This window comes from Streptomyces sp. B1866 (assembly GCF_031932565.1).
Lineage (GTDB): Bacteria > Actinomycetota > Actinomycetes > Streptomycetales > Streptomycetaceae > Streptomyces.
Map to the genome: position 1 here is coordinate 1 of NZ_JAVSCF010000034.1, position 15,235 is coordinate 15,235.

Consider the following 15,235-nt stretch of genomic DNA (forward strand, 5'->3'; position numbering starts at 1 on the left):
GCGCAGGTCGGCACCCCGCAGGTCGGCGCGCCGCAGGTCGGCCCCGGCCAGGTCGGCCCGCCTGCGCACGCGCGGCCGGCCGCGGCCGGGCGGCGCGGGCGCCGTGGCCCGGACGAGCGCGCTCGCGCGCGACAGCAGGGCGGCCACGCCCTCCCGGTGGGCCGCCAGGTCGAGTTCCGCGAGCTGCCGGGCGTCGCCGAGGGTGAGGCGTTCGGTGGCGTGCAGCGCCCGGCGCAGCTCGCCGTGCAGGGGGCGGGCGGGCCGCAGGGCCAGCGCCTGGGTCAGGTACCACAGCAGTTCGTGGAGCTGCCGCATGACGGGGAAGGCGGCGAACATCTCCCGGGCGGTGTCCGGGTCCTGCCGCCAGTCCCGGCCCGCGAAGGTGACCTGGGAGATCTTCTGCCCGGCGCCGAAGCAGTCGAAGACGGCGCAGCCGGTGAAGCCCTCCTGCCGCAGCCGGGCGTGGATGCCGCAGCGCAGGTCCGCCCCCAGGTTCGGGCAGGGCCGTCCGGCGTCCTTGGCGAGCGCGAAGTCCGAGGACGCGGCGAAGGGCAGGGCGACGCAGCACAGCCCCAGGCAGCCGGCGCAGTCGGCGCGCAGGCCGGGTGGGGCCGCGCCCGGGGAGGGGACCGGGGACCGTTCGGACAACCGCGTACTCTCCCGCTTCACGTGGCGCCGCCCGGCGGGCGGCGCTCGGGCACCGGCCTGCCATTCTCCCGCCTTGAGCGCCCGGACGGACGCGGGGGTGCGCGGGCGGGGTCAGGGGCGGATGGCCCGCCGGTCGGTCCCGCTGTGGTCGGGCGGCCGCGGCGGCGGGCCGTCCGGGTCCGGGCCGTCGCGGACGCGGCGCTCGGCCGCCCACGCGGCGAGGCCCGCGGCGAGGGAGACCAGGCCGCCCGCCCAGAAGCCGGAGCGCGCGCCCAGCCGGGCGGACAGCGCGCCGACCAGCAGCGCGCCCAGCGGGGTGGAGCCCTGGAGGATGAGGGTGTACAGGGCCAGGACGCGGCCGCGGAACTCCGGCGCGCTGCCGAGCTGGATGCGGTGGTTGGCGGCCTGCGCGAAGTACAGCGCGGCGAAGCCGGTCAGGAACAGCAGCGCCGCGGCGGCGGCGTAGCCGGGCGCCCAGCCGGTCGCCGCCTCCAGGGCGCCGAAGACCAGCGCCGAGTACACCACCTGGCGGCCCGAGGGACGGCCGCGGCGGGCGGTGGTGGCGAACGCCGCGAGCAGCGAGCCGGCCGCGAAGCAGGAGGTGAGCAGCCCGAAGGCGGCGGCGTCGGCGTGGAAGACGGTCTTGGCCAGCAGCGGCAGGGTCAGCTGGAAGTTCAGCCCGAACAGGCCGACCACGGCCACCAGGCACACCGGCAGCAGCAGGTCGGGGCGCGCACGCACGTGGCGCAGCCCGTCGACGACCCGGGGCCGGGCCGCGGGGCGCGGCGGGCGGTGCAGTTCGCCGGGGCGCATCGCGCGCAGGCCGACCACCGTCGCCAGGTAGCTGGCCGCGTTGGCGGCCATCACCGGACCGGTGCCGCCCAGGCCGGTGATGAGCAGGCCGGCGAGGGCGGGCCCGGCGATGCGGGCGACGTTGAAGTAGGCGGCGCTCAGCGCCGAGGCGTTGGGCAGCAGGTCCGCGCCGACGAGTTCGCTGACGAACGACATGCGGGTGGGCACCTCGACGGCGTTGACCACGCCGAGACCCAGGGCGAACAGGCCGATGTGCCACAGCCGCACCGCGTCGCACAGCACCAGCACCGCCAGGCCCAGCGCCAGCACGCCCGAGGCGAGGTTGGCGAGGACGAGCAGCACGCGCTTGTCGTACCGGTCGGCGAGCCGGCCCCCGTACAGGGTGAGCAGCAGCAGCGGGGTGAACTGCGCGGCGGTGACCACGCCCAGGGCCGTGCCCGAGTCGCCGGTCAGCTCCAGGACGAGCCAGTCCTGGGCGGTCACCATCATCCAGGTGCCCGCCACCGACACGACCTGCCCGGCGGCGAAGAGCCGGAAGTTGCGCACCGCCAGCGAGCGGAAGGGGTGCGCCCAGGCCCGGGTCACGACCCGGTGCCCGGGCGGCGCCGGGCCGGGCCGGCGGCCCCGGCGGCGCGGCCGGCTCCGTGGGCGATGAGCGCGTGGCACATCCGAAGTCCCCTCCCGGCGAGGGCGGCGCGCGCCGCCCGGACACGTCGCGTCCGACTGCTCGTAAGGTGTCGCAGGACTCGCGTGGTCATGTCAAGCCGTGTCCGGGCGCCGGACGCGGCCGGACCGTACGGGCGCCGGACCGGGCGTACGGCCCGAGGGCGGACCGTACGGGCGGGGAGCGGACCCCGCGGGGGCGGAGGGCGGAGCGGGGCACGGCAGCGGGCGGGCCCGCCGGCTCCCCCGAGTCCGGCGGGCCCGCCCCTTTTCCGGTGCGGCGCGGCGGTCAGCCGCGCCGGACGACGACGCGGCCCTGCTCGGCCTTGCCGCCCCCGACCGAGGTGCCGACCTCGATCGGCCCGCCCGGGACGCCGACGGGCCCGGGCAGGACGAAGCACAGCACCCGGCCGGGGCGGGGTCCGGGCACGAACCTGCCGTTGACGAACACCTTGCCCCGCTCGACGCGGACCGTCGTCTTCTTCCCGCGGGCGGGCGCGTACGACACGGGCAGCGGGACGGCCTTGGCGGCCGCCTCGCGGACCACCGTCTCGGGCCTGCCGGGCCTGGGCACCGGCTTGCCGGGCTTCGGCCCCGGCTTGCCGGGTCCGGGCACCACGATGACGCCGCCCCCGTGGTGGTGGCCCAGGTCGATGCACACCACGACGTGCTTGCCCGGCTTGCCCGGGGCCGGGCGGACCGGTCCGCCGTGGCCGCCGGAGGCGTGGGCGGCCCCGGCGGTCCCGGCCAGCAGGGCGCCCGCGGCGAGCACGCCGGTGGCCATGATCTTGATGCGCTGCACAGTCTCTCCTTTGAGAGGTCGGCTTGCGTTGACGTCCAGAAGTCTCACGGGAGGGGCCTGTGGGGTTTCTGAAGGCAGCTGAAGTTGATCTTCATGCTTTCTTTAGCTTCCGTACGGCACTAATGGGGGCGTGCGGATACTGGTTGTGGAGGACGAGCGGCGCCTGGCCGACCTGCTCAAGAGCGGCCTCGCCAAAGAGGGTTACGCCGTCGACATCGCCCTGGACGGGACGGACGGGCTGTGGATGGCGACCGAGAACCCCTACGACGCGATCGTGCTGGACGCGATGCTGCCGCGGCTGAACGGCTACACCGTCTGCGCCCGGCTGCGCGAGGCCGGGGTCTGGACGCCGATCATGATGCTGACCGCCAAGGACGGGGCGTACGACGAGGCCAGGGCGCTGGACACCGGCGCCGACGACTTCCTGTCCAAGCCGTTCTCGTACGTGGTGCTCGTGGCCCGGCTGCGCGCGCTGGTGCGCCGCGGCGGCGGCGAGCGGCCGACCGTCATCACCGTGGGGGACCTGCGGATCGACCCGGCCGGGCTGCGCTGCTCGCGCGGCGACACGCCGATCGCGCTGACGCCCAAGGAGTTCGCCGTGCTGCACGGGCTGGCCCGGCGCGCGGGCCGGGTGGTCTCCAAGGGGGAACTGCTGCGCGAGGCCTGGGACTTCGCCTACGACGGCGACTCCAACGTGGTGGAGGTCTACATCAGCGCCCTGCGCCGCAAGATCGACAAGCCGTTCGGACGCAGTTCGCTGGTGACGGTGTGGGGCGCGGGCTACCGGCTGGACGAGGGGAGCTGACGGTGGACACCGAACCGGCCGCCGCGCCGCACCGGGGACTCGGGGCGCGGGTCGCGGCGGCGCTGTCCGGGCGGGGCGTGCGGCTGCGGGCCACGGTGGCCGCGACGGCGGCGGTGGCCGTCGCCCTGTGCCTGGTGTCGGCCGTCCTGGTCGCCGGGCTGCGCGGCAGCCTGGAGCGCAGCGCCCGCGCCGAGGCGGACAGCAACGCCCGGGCCGTCGCGGCGAAGCTGGAGGGCGGCCCCCCGGCCGGGGCGTCGCAGGTGAAGAACGGCGACGTGCAGGTGCTCCCCTCGCCGCGGGCGGGCATGCGGGCCTGGCGGGGCGACGGCGGGTACGTGGTGGTCGACAAGCCGGTCGACACCCCGCAGGGGCTGATGGTCGTGCAGGCCCGCGCCTCCCTGGCGCCCACCGAGGAGGCGCTGCGCACCCTGCGCGCGCTGCTGCTGCCCGGCATCCCCGCGCTGCTGCTGCTGGTGGCCTGGCTGACCTGGACCACCGTGGGACGGGCGCTGAACCCGGTGTCCGCGATCCGCCGCGAGGTCGCCGACATCACCGCGCACGGCCTGCACCGGCGCGTGCCGGAGCCCGGGTCGGACGACGAGGTGGCGGCGCTCGCGCGGACCATGAACGCCACCCTGGACCGGTTGCAGGCGGCGATCGAGCAGCACAAGCAGTTCGTCGCCGACGCCGCTCACGAGCTGCGCAGCCCGCTGGCCGTCCTGCACACCCGCCTGGAGCTGGCCGCGCCGCGCCACCGCCCGCTGGCCGCGGAGGCGCTGACCGACGTCGTACGCCTCCAGCGGCTCAGCGCCGACCTGCTGCTGCTGGCCCGGCTGGACGCCGGGGAGCCGCGGCCCGCGCGGGAGGTGGACCTCAGCCAGGTCGTCGCCGAGGAGGCCGCCCGCACCCGCCCCCGGCCCGAGGTGCGCGTCGACCTGGCCGTCGAGCCGGACGTGGTGCTGCGCGGCTCGGCCGACCAGATGCGGCGCCTGGTGGCCAACCTGGTGGACAACGCGGTGCGCCACGCGGAGTCGGCCGTCGCCGTCCGCCTCACCACGGGCCGGGGCGGCGGGAGCCGGGAGGCCCGGATCGAGGTCGTGGACGACGGGCCCGGCATCCCCGAGGAGCACCGCGACACCGTCTTCCGCCGCTTCGCCCGGCTGGACGAGGCCCGCGCCCGGGACAGCGGCGGCTCCGGCCTGGGCCTGGCCATCGCCCGGGACATCGCCGCGGCCCACGGCGGCACGCTGGCCCTGGCCGCTTCCGAGGCGGGCACGGGGGCCCGCTTCCGGGCCCGGCTGCCCGTGGGGTGACCGGGTGCGGCGCATGGCCGTACCGGCCGTCAGCGCACCCGCAGGACGGTCTTGCCGGTGGCGCGCCGCTCGTCGAGGGCGCTCAGCGCCTCGGCCGCCTCGTCCAGGGGGCGGGTCTCGCCGATCAGCGGGTCGAGCCGGCCGGCCTCCAGGTGCGGCAGCAGCTCCTGCCACTGCTCGCGCAGGTACTCCGGGCGCGGCAGCCAGTAGGCGCCCCAGCCCACGCCGACCACGTCGATGTTGTTCAGCAGCAGCCGGTTCACCCGGACCGTGGGTATCTCGCCGCCGGTGAAGCCGACGACGAGCAGGCGGCCCTCGGGCGCGAGGCTGCGCAGCGAGTCGGTGAACCGGTCGCCGCCGACCGGGTCGAGCACCAGGTCCACGCCGCGGCCCGCCGTCAGGTCGGCCACCGCCTGCCGGAACCCGTCGGCGGGCACGGTCTCGTGGGCGCCGGCCGCGCGGGCGGTCTCGGCCTTGGCGTCGCTGGAGACCACCGCGATCACGCGCGCGCCCAGGGCGGCCGCCAGCTGCACGCCGGCGGTGCCGACGCCGCCCGCCGCGCCGTGCACCAGCACGGTCTCGCCGGGGCGCAGCCGGCCGCGGCGGGTCAGCCCGAAGTGCACCGTCAGGCAGTTCATGGGCAGCCCGGCGCCGGCCTCGAAGGACAGCCGGTCCGGCAGCGGGAAGACGACCCGGGGGTCGGCGGCGATCTGCTCGGCGAAGCCGCCGAAGCCGGGGAACGCCGCGACCCGGTCGCCGGGCCGCAGCCCGGAGTCCTCCGGCGCGCTGCGCACGACGCCGGCCACCTCGGAGCCGGGGACGAACGGCGGGTCCGGCTTGATCTGGTACCGGCCGCGGCTGAGCAGGACGTCGGGGAAGGTGACGCCGGCGGCGTGCACGTCGATGTGCACCTGGCCGGCCCCGGGCAGCGGGTCGGGCACGTCGGTGACCTGCACGGCCTTCGGACCGTCCAGCCGGGTGACCTGTGCGGCGCGCATGGGGGCTCCTCGTGGGGGTGTCGGCGCGGCGGGCGGGGGCGCCGCGCGGGGTGCGGTCGTCAGCGGTAGGTGACCAGCGCGCGCAGGTCGCCGGCGAAGTGGGCGTGGTCGTTGAAGGTCAGCAGGCTGGTGCCGGAGCGGCCCACGGCGAGGGTGGTGATCGCGGCGTTGACCGTGACGCGGTTGAGCGCCACGATGCCCGCGGGCGGCGCGGGCAGCAGCGCCCCGCACAGCGCGGCCAGCACCCCGCCCGAGGTCACCACGACCGCGTCGCGGCCGGAGCCGAGCGCCGCGGTCAGGCCGGCCAGGGCGGCGGCGGCGCCGTCGGTGAAGGCCCGCCAGCCGTTCGGGCCGGTGTCCGCGTCGTGGATCCAGGCGCCGAGCGCGTGGTCGAGCAGGACCTGCACGCCGCGGGAGCCGGGCTCCTCCGCGGGCCAGGGGGTGGGGTAGCGGTCGAGGAGGGCGAGGTGGTCGTACTCGTTCCACCGGGGGTCGGCGTGCGGCCGGCCGTCCAGCCCGGCCGCGGCCATCAGCAGCTCCGCGGTGTCCCGCTGCCGGTCGAGGGTGCCGCAGTGGACGACGGGGTCGCGCAGGCCCCGCCGGGCCAGTTCGGCGCCGACGACCCGGGCCTGTTCGCGGCCGAGGTCCGACAGCACGTCGTAGGTCTCGGCGTGGAAGGACGCCTGGCCGTGGCGCACCAGGTGGATGACCGGCATGGCAGCCGCCTCTCTCGCTCTCGCTTCTCGTCCCCGCGCGGCGCCGCCCGGCCGGTCAGCCGCCGGCGCGCCGGATGGTGGCGAGGCAGCGCCGGTGCAGGTAGTTGACCACCAGCCACAGGTTCCGGAAGGCCGGGTTGCGGGTCTGCCGGTGGTGGTAGCGGTAGTAGATCTGCTGCGCGATGACGGCGAGGCGGAACAGGCCGAAGGTCTCGTAGAAGGGCCAGTTGCCGTCCGGCAGGCCCATCACGTCGCAGTAGCGCTCCACGATCTCGGCGCGGGTGAGCATGCCGGGCAGGTGGCTGGGCTGGCGGCGGGTGACGCGGTAGGGCCAGTCGTCGTCGGCCTGCACCCAGTAGGCCAGGGCGCCGCCGAGGTCCATCAGCGGGTCGCCGAGGGTGGCCATCTCCCAGTCCAGGACGCCGACGACGAACAGGTCGTCCTCGTCCAGGACCAGGTTGTCCAGCCGCCAGTCGTTGTGGATCACGCAGGTGGCGACGTCCTCCGGCTGGTTGCCGGCCAGCCAGGCGGTGACGCGGGTGAAGCGGGGCACGTTCCAGGTGCGGGCGTCGGCGTAGCGGCGGGTCCACCCCTCGACCTGCCGGCGCACGTACCCCGCGCCCTTGCCCAGGTCGGCCAGGCCCGCGGCGGCGGGGTCGACCCGGTGCAGCTCGGTGAGGACGTCGACGAAGGTCTGCGACAGCCGGCGCGCCCGCTCGGGGTCCACCGTCATGCCCTGGGGCAGGCGGCCGCGCAGGATGAGGCCCTCCACCCGGTCCATGACGTAGAAGTCGCCGCCGATGACGGACGGGTCCTGGCACAGGGCGCGGACGGTGGGCGGGTAGCCGAAGACGGGCTTGAGCTGGCGCTGGACGCGGTACTCGCGGGCCATGTCGTGCGCGGAGGACGCCTTGCGGCCGGCCGGGGGCCGGCGCAGGACCAGCTCGGTGTCCGGGTAGCGCAGCAGGTACGTGAGGTTGGAGGCGCCGCCGGAGAACTGGGTGACCTCCGGCGTGCCGGTGAGGCCGTCCAGCCGCTCCTTGAGCCAGGCGTCCGCGCGCGGGACGTCGAAGGCGTCCTCGGAGCGTACGCCGCGGTGGGTGGCGTCGCTCATTCAGCCGACCTTGGTGACCAGGCGCAGCGGCAGGTGGCGCATGGCGAAGCCGATGGGCACCCAGGGCCAGGCGGGCGTCTTGGCCTGGGCCCGCTCGGCCTCGATGGCCTGCACCATGGACCGTACGCCCTTCTCGGTGGAGACCATCAGCGGCGTGCCGCGGCTGTCGCGGGAGCTGAGCTCGGAGGCGATGTAACCGGGGTAGAGGGTGGTGACCTTGATGGGCGTGCGCAGCAGGTCGGCGCGGATGCCCTCGGCGAGCGCGGCGACGCCCGCCTTGGTGGCCGCGTAGGTGGTGCGGTTGCGCGGCAGGCCGCGCATGGCGCTCATCGAGGAGATGACCACCAGGTGGCCGGCGCGCTGCTCGCGGAAGATCTCCACGGCGGCCTCGCACTGGGCGAGGGCGGCGGTGAAGTTGGTGTTGGCGGTCTGGAGGTTGGCGTCGAACCGGCCGGTGCCGATCGGCTGGCCCTTGCCCAGGCCGGCGTTGACGATCACCCGGTCGAGGGTGCCCAGCTCGTCGCGGAAGGCGCGGAAGACCTCGAAGACCTTGGCGTGGTCGGTGACGTCCAGCGCGCGGACGGCGACCTCGATGCCGGGGTGGGCGGTGAGGAGTTCGGCGCGCAGCTTCTCGATGCGGTCGGTGCGGCGGGCACACAGCGCGAGGTTGCGGCCGCGTGCGGCGAAGTCGCGGGCCATCTGCTCGCCCAGGCCCGCGCTGGCGCCGGTGATGAGGATGTTCTTGCGGAGGGCGCTCATGAGGTGGTCTCCTGCCGGTCCTGCTCGTCGAGTTTGGTCTTGGTGTACCCCCACACCTTGGCGACCTTGGCGTCCACCAGACGCGGCAGCAGGCGCCTGGCCCGTACCGCCAGCCGTCCCTCCCGGTGGGTGTTGACCAGGAAGCGCCCCTTGGCGACGGCGGTCACCACCTGCTCGGCCACCTGGTCGGCGGTGACCGAGCCGCGCTGGATCATGCGGTCGGCCAGGCCCGCCAGGACGGGGTCGGGGCTGCGCAGCCGGGAGCCGAGGGCGGTGGGCACGAAGCCGGGGCAGACCACGGTGGTGCGCACGCCCCAGGGCGCCAGCTCGTGCCGCATGGTCTCCGACAGGGAGATCACCGCGGCCTTGGAGACGTTGTAGGAGGACATGCCCGGCAGGTTCATCAGCCCGGCGAGCGAGGCGATGTTGACGACGTGTCCGCTGCCCTGGCGCTTCAGCACCGGGACGAAGGCACGGCAGCCGCCGATGACGCCGTGCAGGTTGATGCCGAGTATCCACTCCCAGTCGTCCCGGCTGATGCGCTCGACGCGGCCCGCGGCGGCCACTCCGGCGCAGTTGACCAGGATGTCCAGGCCGCCCCAGGCGCGTTCGCACCAGGCGCGGACCGCGTTCCAGTCCTCGTCGGAGCGCACGTCGAGGCGGTGGTAGGAGACCTCGCCCGCGGGCGGGTCGGCGGGCTCGGCGAGGTCGGCGACCAGCACCCGGCCGCCGGCCGCGGCGTAGCGGGCGGCGATGGCCCGGCCGAGCCCGGAGGAGCCGCCGGTGACCAGGACCCGGGTACTCACGCCTGCTCCCGGTGGGCGCGCAGCTCCGTCCGGGCCACGACGCCCAGGTGCACCTCGTCCGGCCCGTCGGCCAGGCGCAGGGCGCGGGCGGTGGCCAGCGCCGGGGCCAGCGGGGTCTCGTCGGACAGGCCGAGCCCGCCGTGCAGTTGGATCGCCATGTCGATCACCTCGTATGCCATGGCCGGCACCGCGGCCTTGACCTGGGACAGTTCGTTGAACGCGCCGAGCGGACCGTGCGCGTCCAGCAGCCAGGCGGCGTGCAGCACCTGCAGGCGGGCCTGGTTGATCGCGATGCGGGCGCGGGCGATGCGCTCGCGGTTGCCGCCGAGGTTGGCCAGCGGCTTGCCGAACGCGGTGCGCTCCAGGGCGCGGCGGCAGGCCAGCTCCAGGGCGCGCTCGGCGAGGCCCACCAGGCGCATGCAGTGGTGGATGCGGCCGGGGCCCAGCCGGCCCTGGGCGATCTCGAAGCCGCGGCCGGGGCCGGCGATGACCGCGCTCGCCGGCAGGCGGACGTCGGTGAAGCTCACCTCGCCGTGGCCGTAGGGCTCGTCGTAGTAGCCGAGCACCGGCAGCATCCGCTCGACCGTCACGCCCGGGGTGTCGAGCGGGACCAGCACCATCGAGTGCTGGGAGTGCCGGTGGGCGTCCGGGTCGGTCAGCCCCATGAAGATCACGAACGCGCAGCGGGGGTGGCCGATGCCGGTGCTCCACCACTTGCGCCCGTTGAGTACGACGGTGTCGCCGTCCAGGGTGGCGGTGGCCTGCATGTTGGTGGCGTCCGAGGAGGCCACCGCGGGCTCGGTCATGCAGAACGCGGAGCGGATCTCGCCGCGCAGCAGGGGTTCCAGCCACCGCTCGCGCTGCTCGTCGCTGCCGTAGTGGACGAGCACCTCGGCGTTGCCGGTGTCGGGCGCGTTGCAGTTGAACACCTCGGGGGCGAGGAAGCTGCGGCCCATCAGCTCCGCCAGCGGCGCGTACTCGGTGACGCTCAGGCCCGGGCCGTACCGCTCGTCGGGCAGGAAGAGGTTCCACAGGCCCTGCTCGCGGGCCCTGGCCTTCAACTCCTCGATGAGCGGCGGCTCCTGCCACCGGCCCTCCGTCTCGCGCAGGGCGTCGCGGTACTCGCGCTCGCGCGGCAGGATCTCCTTGTCGATGAAGCCGCCGACGCGCTCGGTGTAGTCGCGCGCCCGCGGCGAGTGTGAGAAGTCCACGACCGGCTCCCTCGCCTGCCTCGCCTGTTCCTGCCGCGCAGGAGACTAGCGGGATACTAAGCGGTTGCTCAACCAGGCGGCCGCCGGGGGTTCGCTTTCTCTCGAAGGTTCGCTTCTCTCGGGGTTCGCTTCTCTCGGGGGAGGATCGCCGCGCGCGGGGGCGCCGCGGCCGGACGGGCCCACCGGCCGGACGGGCGCACCGGTCAGGCCGCGCGAGCCCGCGTCCGGGTGAACCGCCGCGGCCGTACGGATCGAAGGCGTTTGCGCCGCCGGCCGGCGTGTTACCCCTGACCCGAACACGCTGCGGAGCTCCCTGAAGACGGGCTGCCGTGCCCGTCGGCCGCGCGGCGAGGAGGAAGGACCCACGATGGGCACTGCGGTCATGGACATGATCGAGACCTACCCGGCCGACCTCGGCGGTGTCGACCGCCAGAAGCTGGCACGCTGCATCGAGGAATGCATGGCGTGCATGCAGGCGTGTACCGCCTGCGCGGACTCCTGCCTGTCGGAGAGCAAGGTCTCCGAGCTCGTCACGTGCATCCGCACCGGGATGGACTGCGCGGACATCTGCGCGACCACCGCCGCGGTCCTCTCGCGGCACACCGGCTACGACGCCAACATCACCCGCAGCCAGCTCCAGGCGTGCGCCACCGCCTGCCGGTCGTGCGCCGACGAGTGCGAGCGGCACGCGTCGATGTACGAGCACTGCCGCGCCTGCGCGGAGATGTGCCGCCGCTGCCAGCGGGCCTGCGAGGAACTGCTCCGCTCGCTGGGCTGACCCGGCCGGCGCACCGCCGGGGCCGGAGGGCCGCCCGCGGGCTCCCTTCCGGCCGCGGCCCGCCGCTCCCGGCTTGACTCTCACGCCGGTGTGAGGGTTTAGCGTGCCGGGCATGACGAACGAGCCGTTGCACGGCCCGGACCGCACGCCCGTGACGGTCCTCGGCCTCGGCCCCATGGGCCGGTCCCTGGCCGCCGCGTTCCTGCGCGCCGGCCACCGCACCACGGTGTGGAACCGCTCCCCCGGGAAGGCCGACGCGCTGGTCGCCCAGGGCGCGGTCCGCGCGGACACCGCCGCCGACGCGGCCGCGGCGAGCCCGCTGGTGGTCGTGTGCGTGGTGGACTACGACGCCGTACGGGCGATCACCGGCGCTGCCGCCGACGCCCTCAAGGGCCGGACGCTGGTGAACCTCACCGCCGACACCCCGGCGCGCGCCCGGGAGACGGCGGCGTGGGCCGCCGGACGCGGGATCGACTACCTGGACGGGTCGGTCATGACCCCGGTCCACACCGTCGGCACCCCCGCCGCGCTGGTCCTCTACAGCGGTCCGCACGACCTGTTCGCCGCGCACCGGCCGGCGCTCGCGGCCCTGGGCGGGACCGCCACCCACCTGGGCGCGGACCCCGGCCGCGCCGCGGCGTACGACGTGGCCCTGCTGGACGTCTTCTGGACGGCCATGAGCGGCATCGTGCACGCCTTCGCCCTGGCCGCCACGGAGGACATCGGCGCGCGGGAGCTGGCCCCCTACGCCCAGGGCATCGGCGGCCTGCTGCCCGCCGTCATCGACACGTTCGCGCAGGCGGTGGACGCCGGAGAGCACCCGGGCGACGCGAGTTCGGTCCGCTCGGCGGCCGCGGGCATGGAGCACGTCGTCCACGCCGCACAGGCCCACGGCCTGGACACCGGCGTGCTCGGCGCGGCCCTGGCCGTCGCCCGGCGGGCCGTCGGCGAGGGGCGCGGCGACGACGGCTTCTCCAGCCTGGTGGAGGTGCTGCGCCGGCCGGCCGCCGGCGGCTGACCCCGGGCCGCCGGGGTCCGCTCCGGCCGGGCCCCCGGCCGGAGCGCCGCGGGACGGCGCCCTACCGGCCCAGGTAGAACCGGGTCGTGGTGCCCTGCGGGCCGGTGTGGGTGCGCACCAGGTCGGTCACGTAGTGCACCAGCAGCAGCCCGCGGCCACCGATCTTCCCGGGCGGCGGCACGCGGCGGCCGGCCAGCGGGTCGCCGATGTGGCCGCGGTCCTCCACCTCGCACACCACCTGGCCGTCCTCGGCCCAGACGCGCACGGCGCCGCTGCCGCCGCCGTGGACCACGCTGTTGGTGGTCAGCTCGGCCACGGCCAGGGAGAAGTCCTCGTGCCGGCCCGGGGGCAGGCCCAGGGCGGCGGCCCGCCCGGTGGCGAAGTGGCGGGCGTCGGGCAGCAGGTCGGCGTCGAAGGAGAACACCGCCGCGCCGGGCGGCCGCGGCAGGGGCTGGTTGTAGCCGGCGACGACCCGGTCGGGGGCGTATCCGCCGCTGACGCGCGTCCGGCCGTCCTCGACGATGACCGGATGGGTGGCGTGCGCGTCGGCCAGCGCCCGCCCGTCCAGCCGCGAGGTGTCGTACGGGCACAGGATGGTCGCCGGCCGGCCGGTGAACGCGTGGTTGATCAGCGCCTCGTGCTGGGCGCAGGCCGGGTACTCGGCCGTGGAGCGGCCCGGCCAGATCGGCTCGCCGATGATCCGCACCCGCTCGCCCGGGTGGGCGTCGGCGAAGGCGCGCAGCACGCGCGGGATGATCCGGCCCGGGTTGCGCCCGGCCTGCTCCATGTCGATCAGCCGCACCGCGCCGGCGTCCGGGCCCAGGGCCGAGCGCAGCGCGGCGAGCCGGGCGCCGGGGACGGCCACCGCGACCGGCTCCCCCGCGCGCAGGCCGTCCAGGACGAACGGCACGGTCCCGGCCAGGTAGGTGTCGTCGTCCCGGTAGAACAGCGCCGGGTGTGCGAACGCCTCGGCCACCTCGGTCACGCCCGCCCCCTCACGACCTCGACCGCCGGCAGGCCGGGCCAGAACATCCGCAGCGTACGCTGGAGCGAGGGCGGCGGCGCCTCGACGGTGATCCGCCGGCCGCCGGTCAGCCGCTGGGCCGCCACGACCAGTGCGGTGGCGCCCGCCACATCGACGAAGGTGACCCCGGACAGCTCCAGGCAGACGTCCTCACCGCGGCCGGCCAGGTCGTCCAGCAGGCGCTGCCACGCCTCCCGGGTGGCCAGGCCCACCTCGCCGGACACGCTCACGCCGGGCCGCGACGGAAGCACGCGTACGCGCAAGCCGGTCCCCGGCGGCGCCTGCCGCCCGGCCGGGCCCTGCGTGTGGGACGCGTCCAGTGCCGCTCCTTGCGGAAACATGGTGGTCACCATAGACAGTATCCCCCGGGTGCGGACCACCGTGGGGTGGCCTCGCGTCCCCATACTGCCAGCCGGGTGCCCCGGCCCGCCGCGCGCACACGCCGCCGGGCCGGCCGGGTGCCCGATCCGGACGGGCGCCCGGCCCGCCCGCCGTGGCCCCGGCCGCCGCGGCGGCCGGGGCGGCGGCGGTCACCGGTAGAGCGAGAACTCCGGTCCCCGGCGGTTCAGCGCCCAGTCGCCGACCTCGCGGGCCTTGTAGGCGACCGGGTCGTGCAGGGTGTGGGTGCGCAGGTTGCGCCAGTGCCGGTCGAACCCGTACGCGGCGGTGGTGGCGCGGGAGCCCTGGATCTCGAACAGCCGGCCGGCCGCGTCCAGGCCCGCCCGGGTCGCCGCGACCTTCGCCTCGTAGACGGCGACGGCGGCCTCGGCGCGCTGCTCCTCGGTCAGGTCCGAACCGGTGTCCAGCGCCTCCTGGAACACCTCGCCGGCCCGGTCGGCCAGCAGCGCGGCGGCGCGCACCCCGCTGAGCACCTCGCCGACCGTCTGGAGGATGTACGGGTCGTCGGTGGCCTGGTCGACGCCGGAGGACTCCCACGGCGCCGCGTGGGCCCGCGTCCACTCCAGCGCCTCCTCGATCGCGCCCTCCGCGGTGCCGACGTAGAAGTTGACGAAGGCCAGCTGCCAGTGCGGGGTGACCAGGGTCTGGTACGGCGTCGGCAGGCCGCCGCCCAGCGGGTCCGGGCCGAGGATCTCGGAGCGCTCCACCCGTACGCCGCTGAGCTCCACGCCGCCGGAGTCGGTCAGCCGCTGCCCGATGTTGTCCCAGTCCAGCAGCGGGGTGAAGCCCTCGCGGCCGCCCGGGAGGGACACGAAGACCAGGTTGCCCTCGTGGACCGCCGTGATGGACAGGTGGTCGGCCAGGCTCGCGCCGCTGGCGAACGTGCGGCGGCCGCTCAGCCGGAAACCGTCGCCGTCGCGGGTGAGGACCAGGTCGGAGCCGCCGCGCGGGTTCTGCACGCCGCCCCAGAACAGCCGCTCCTGGCCGTTGCGCCGCGACTGCGCGTCGGCCTGCTCGGGGGTGCCGAACAGGGTGGCCACGCGCGTCTGCGCGTAGTGGTAGCCCAGCAGGTGGGCGATGGAGGTGTCGCCGCGCGCGATGCGGCGGGTGAGCTGCGCCGCCTGACGGTAGTTCAGGCCCGCGCCGCCGTACTCGACGGGCTCCTGGACCTGCAGCAGGTCGTTCGCGCGCAGCAGCTCGATCTCGGCGCGCGGCGTCTGGTTCGCGCGGTCGCGCTCGGCGGCGGTGGCGCGCAGCTCGCGGGCGACCTTGTCGGCGGTGTCGAGCAGTTCGCGGTAGCGCTCGGCGCTGGGCGCGGGGGCGAGGGTGGTCATGGCGGGTCTCCTTCGGCTGGGTGCGGTTACCGGT

The 15,235-nt window shown here is 75.8% G+C and carries 16 protein-coding genes; 4 read left to right on the forward strand and 12 right to left on the reverse strand.

Features of this window, described 5'->3' with window-relative positions; translation table 11 throughout:
- From RKE29_RS07790 to RKE29_RS07800, 3 genes are all read right to left on the reverse strand, one after another.
- Nucleotides 1-648 (reverse strand): pentapeptide repeat-containing protein (locus RKE29_RS07790; protein WP_312004333.1); only part of this gene is annotated, 648 nt, incomplete at its 3' end.
- A 111-nt stretch (nt 649-759) separates the two neighbouring features.
- Nucleotides 760-2,046 (reverse strand): MFS transporter, encoded by a 1,287-nt coding sequence (locus RKE29_RS07795; protein ID WP_312004334.1) that lies wholly within the window; start codon nt 2,044-2,046, stop codon nt 760-762.
- Nucleotides 2,047-2,413: 367 nt separating this feature from the next.
- Nucleotides 2,414-2,926 carry a hypothetical protein gene (locus RKE29_RS07800; RefSeq protein ID WP_312004335.1) on the reverse strand — a complete coding sequence of 171 codons (513 nt, stop codon included), beginning with the start codon at nt 2,924-2,926 and terminating at the stop codon, nt 2,414-2,416.
- Between the two features lie 130 nt (nt 2,927-3,056).
- Here RKE29_RS07800 and RKE29_RS07805 point away from each other — a divergent pair, with 130 nt between their 5' ends.
- Together RKE29_RS07805 and RKE29_RS07810 are read left to right on the forward strand one after the other, a co-directional pair.
- Complete coding sequence (locus RKE29_RS07805) at nt 3,057-3,731, forward strand: response regulator transcription factor (RefSeq protein WP_312004336.1); 675 nt, start codon at nt 3,057-3,059, stop codon at nt 3,729-3,731.
- A gap of 2 nt (nt 3,732-3,733) precedes the next feature.
- Nucleotides 3,734-5,044, forward strand: a complete 1,311-nt coding sequence (locus RKE29_RS07810; protein ID WP_312004337.1) for a HAMP domain-containing sensor histidine kinase — start codon at nt 3,734-3,736, stop codon at nt 5,042-5,044.
- A 29-nt stretch (nt 5,045-5,073) separates the two neighbouring features.
- Here the strand turns inward: RKE29_RS07810 and RKE29_RS07815 are convergent, their stop codons facing one another.
- From RKE29_RS07815 to RKE29_RS07840, 6 genes are read right to left on the reverse strand one after another with little or no spacing between them, the layout of a single operon-like run.
- A complete protein-coding gene (locus tag RKE29_RS07815; RefSeq protein ID WP_312004338.1) occupies nt 5,074-6,042 on the reverse strand; it encodes an NADPH:quinone oxidoreductase family protein in 969 nt (322 codons plus the stop codon).
- Nucleotides 6,043-6,101: 59 nt separating this feature from the next.
- Nucleotides 6,102-6,758, reverse strand: coding sequence for a histidine phosphatase family protein (locus RKE29_RS07820; RefSeq protein ID WP_312004339.1), 657 nt, complete (start codon nt 6,756-6,758; stop codon nt 6,102-6,104).
- A 55-nt stretch (nt 6,759-6,813) separates the two neighbouring features.
- Complete coding sequence (locus tag RKE29_RS07825; protein WP_312004340.1) at nt 6,814-7,872, reverse strand: phosphotransferase family protein; 1,059 nt, start codon at nt 7,870-7,872, stop codon at nt 6,814-6,816.
- Entirely contained in the window at nt 7,873-8,631 is a 759-nt protein-coding gene (locus RKE29_RS07830) for an SDR family oxidoreductase (RefSeq protein ID WP_312004341.1), read from the reverse strand. It abuts the gene before it with no gap.
- Entirely contained in the window at nt 8,628-9,437 is an 810-nt protein-coding gene (locus tag RKE29_RS07835; RefSeq protein ID WP_312004342.1) for an SDR family NAD(P)-dependent oxidoreductase, read from the reverse strand. Before RKE29_RS07835 ends, RKE29_RS07830 begins: the two co-directional genes overlap by 4 nt.
- The gene (locus RKE29_RS07840; RefSeq protein ID WP_312004343.1) at nt 9,434-10,648 is read right to left on the reverse strand and encodes an acyl-CoA dehydrogenase family protein; all 1,215 of its coding nucleotides are present in this window, start codon (nt 10,646-10,648) and stop codon (nt 9,434-9,436) included. Before RKE29_RS07840 ends, RKE29_RS07835 begins: the two co-directional genes overlap by 4 nt.
- Nucleotides 10,649-11,015: 367 nt before the next feature.
- Here RKE29_RS07840 and RKE29_RS07845 point away from each other — a divergent pair, with 367 nt between their 5' ends.
- Together RKE29_RS07845 and RKE29_RS07850 are read left to right on the forward strand one after the other, a co-directional pair.
- Nucleotides 11,016-11,426, forward strand: coding sequence for a four-helix bundle copper-binding protein (locus RKE29_RS07845; protein ID WP_312004344.1), 411 nt, complete (start codon nt 11,016-11,018; stop codon nt 11,424-11,426).
- 112 nt (nt 11,427-11,538) lie between these two features.
- A complete protein-coding gene (locus RKE29_RS07850; RefSeq protein ID WP_312004345.1) occupies nt 11,539-12,444 on the forward strand; it encodes an NAD(P)-binding domain-containing protein in 906 nt (301 codons plus the stop codon).
- A gap of 61 nt (nt 12,445-12,505) precedes the next feature.
- On the opposite strand, the gene RKE29_RS07855 is transcribed toward RKE29_RS07850, so the two are convergent.
- The 3 genes from RKE29_RS07855 to RKE29_RS07865 form a co-directional block, all read right to left on the reverse strand.
- Nucleotides 12,506-13,429 carry an anti-sigma factor RsbA family regulatory protein gene (locus tag RKE29_RS07855; RefSeq protein WP_312004346.1) on the reverse strand — a complete coding sequence of 308 codons (924 nt, stop codon included), beginning with the start codon at nt 13,427-13,429 and terminating at the stop codon, nt 12,506-12,508.
- Nucleotides 13,426-13,809 (reverse strand): STAS domain-containing protein, encoded by a 384-nt coding sequence (locus RKE29_RS07860; RefSeq protein ID WP_312004364.1) that lies wholly within the window; start codon nt 13,807-13,809, stop codon nt 13,426-13,428. Before RKE29_RS07860 ends, RKE29_RS07855 begins: the two co-directional genes overlap by 4 nt.
- Nucleotides 13,810-13,998: 189 nt before the next feature.
- On the reverse strand, nt 13,999-15,201 hold the full coding sequence (locus tag RKE29_RS07865) for an acyl-CoA dehydrogenase family protein (RefSeq protein WP_312004347.1): 1,203 nt from the start codon (nt 15,199-15,201) through the stop codon (nt 13,999-14,001).
- Between the last annotated feature and the right edge of the window lie 34 nt (nt 15,202-15,235).

Coding starts and splice junctions, on each gene's coding strand:
- RKE29_RS07815 (WP_312004338.1), bottom strand. CDS start 6,042: ATGCGCGCCGCACAGGTCACCCGGCTGGACGGTCCGAAGGCCGTGCAG.
- RKE29_RS07850 (WP_312004345.1), top strand. CDS start 11,539: ATGACGAACGAGCCGTTGCACGGCCCGGACCGCACGCCCGTGACGGTC.
- RKE29_RS07825 (WP_312004340.1), bottom strand. CDS start 7,872: ATGAGCGACGCCACCCACCGCGGCGTACGCTCCGAGGACGCCTTCGAC.
- RKE29_RS07820 (WP_312004339.1), bottom strand. CDS start 6,758: ATGCCGGTCATCCACCTGGTGCGCCACGGCCAGGCGTCCTTCCACGCC.
- RKE29_RS07860 (WP_312004364.1), bottom strand. CDS start 13,809: ATGTTTCCGCAAGGAGCGGCACTGGACGCGTCCCACACGCAGGGCCCG.
- RKE29_RS07845 (WP_312004344.1), top strand. CDS start 11,016: ATGGGCACTGCGGTCATGGACATGATCGAGACCTACCCGGCCGACCTC.
- RKE29_RS07830 (WP_312004341.1), bottom strand. CDS start 8,631: ATGAGCGCCCTCCGCAAGAACATCCTCATCACCGGCGCCAGCGCGGGC.
- RKE29_RS07865 (WP_312004347.1), bottom strand. CDS start 15,201: ATGACCACCCTCGCCCCCGCGCCCAGCGCCGAGCGCTACCGCGAACTG.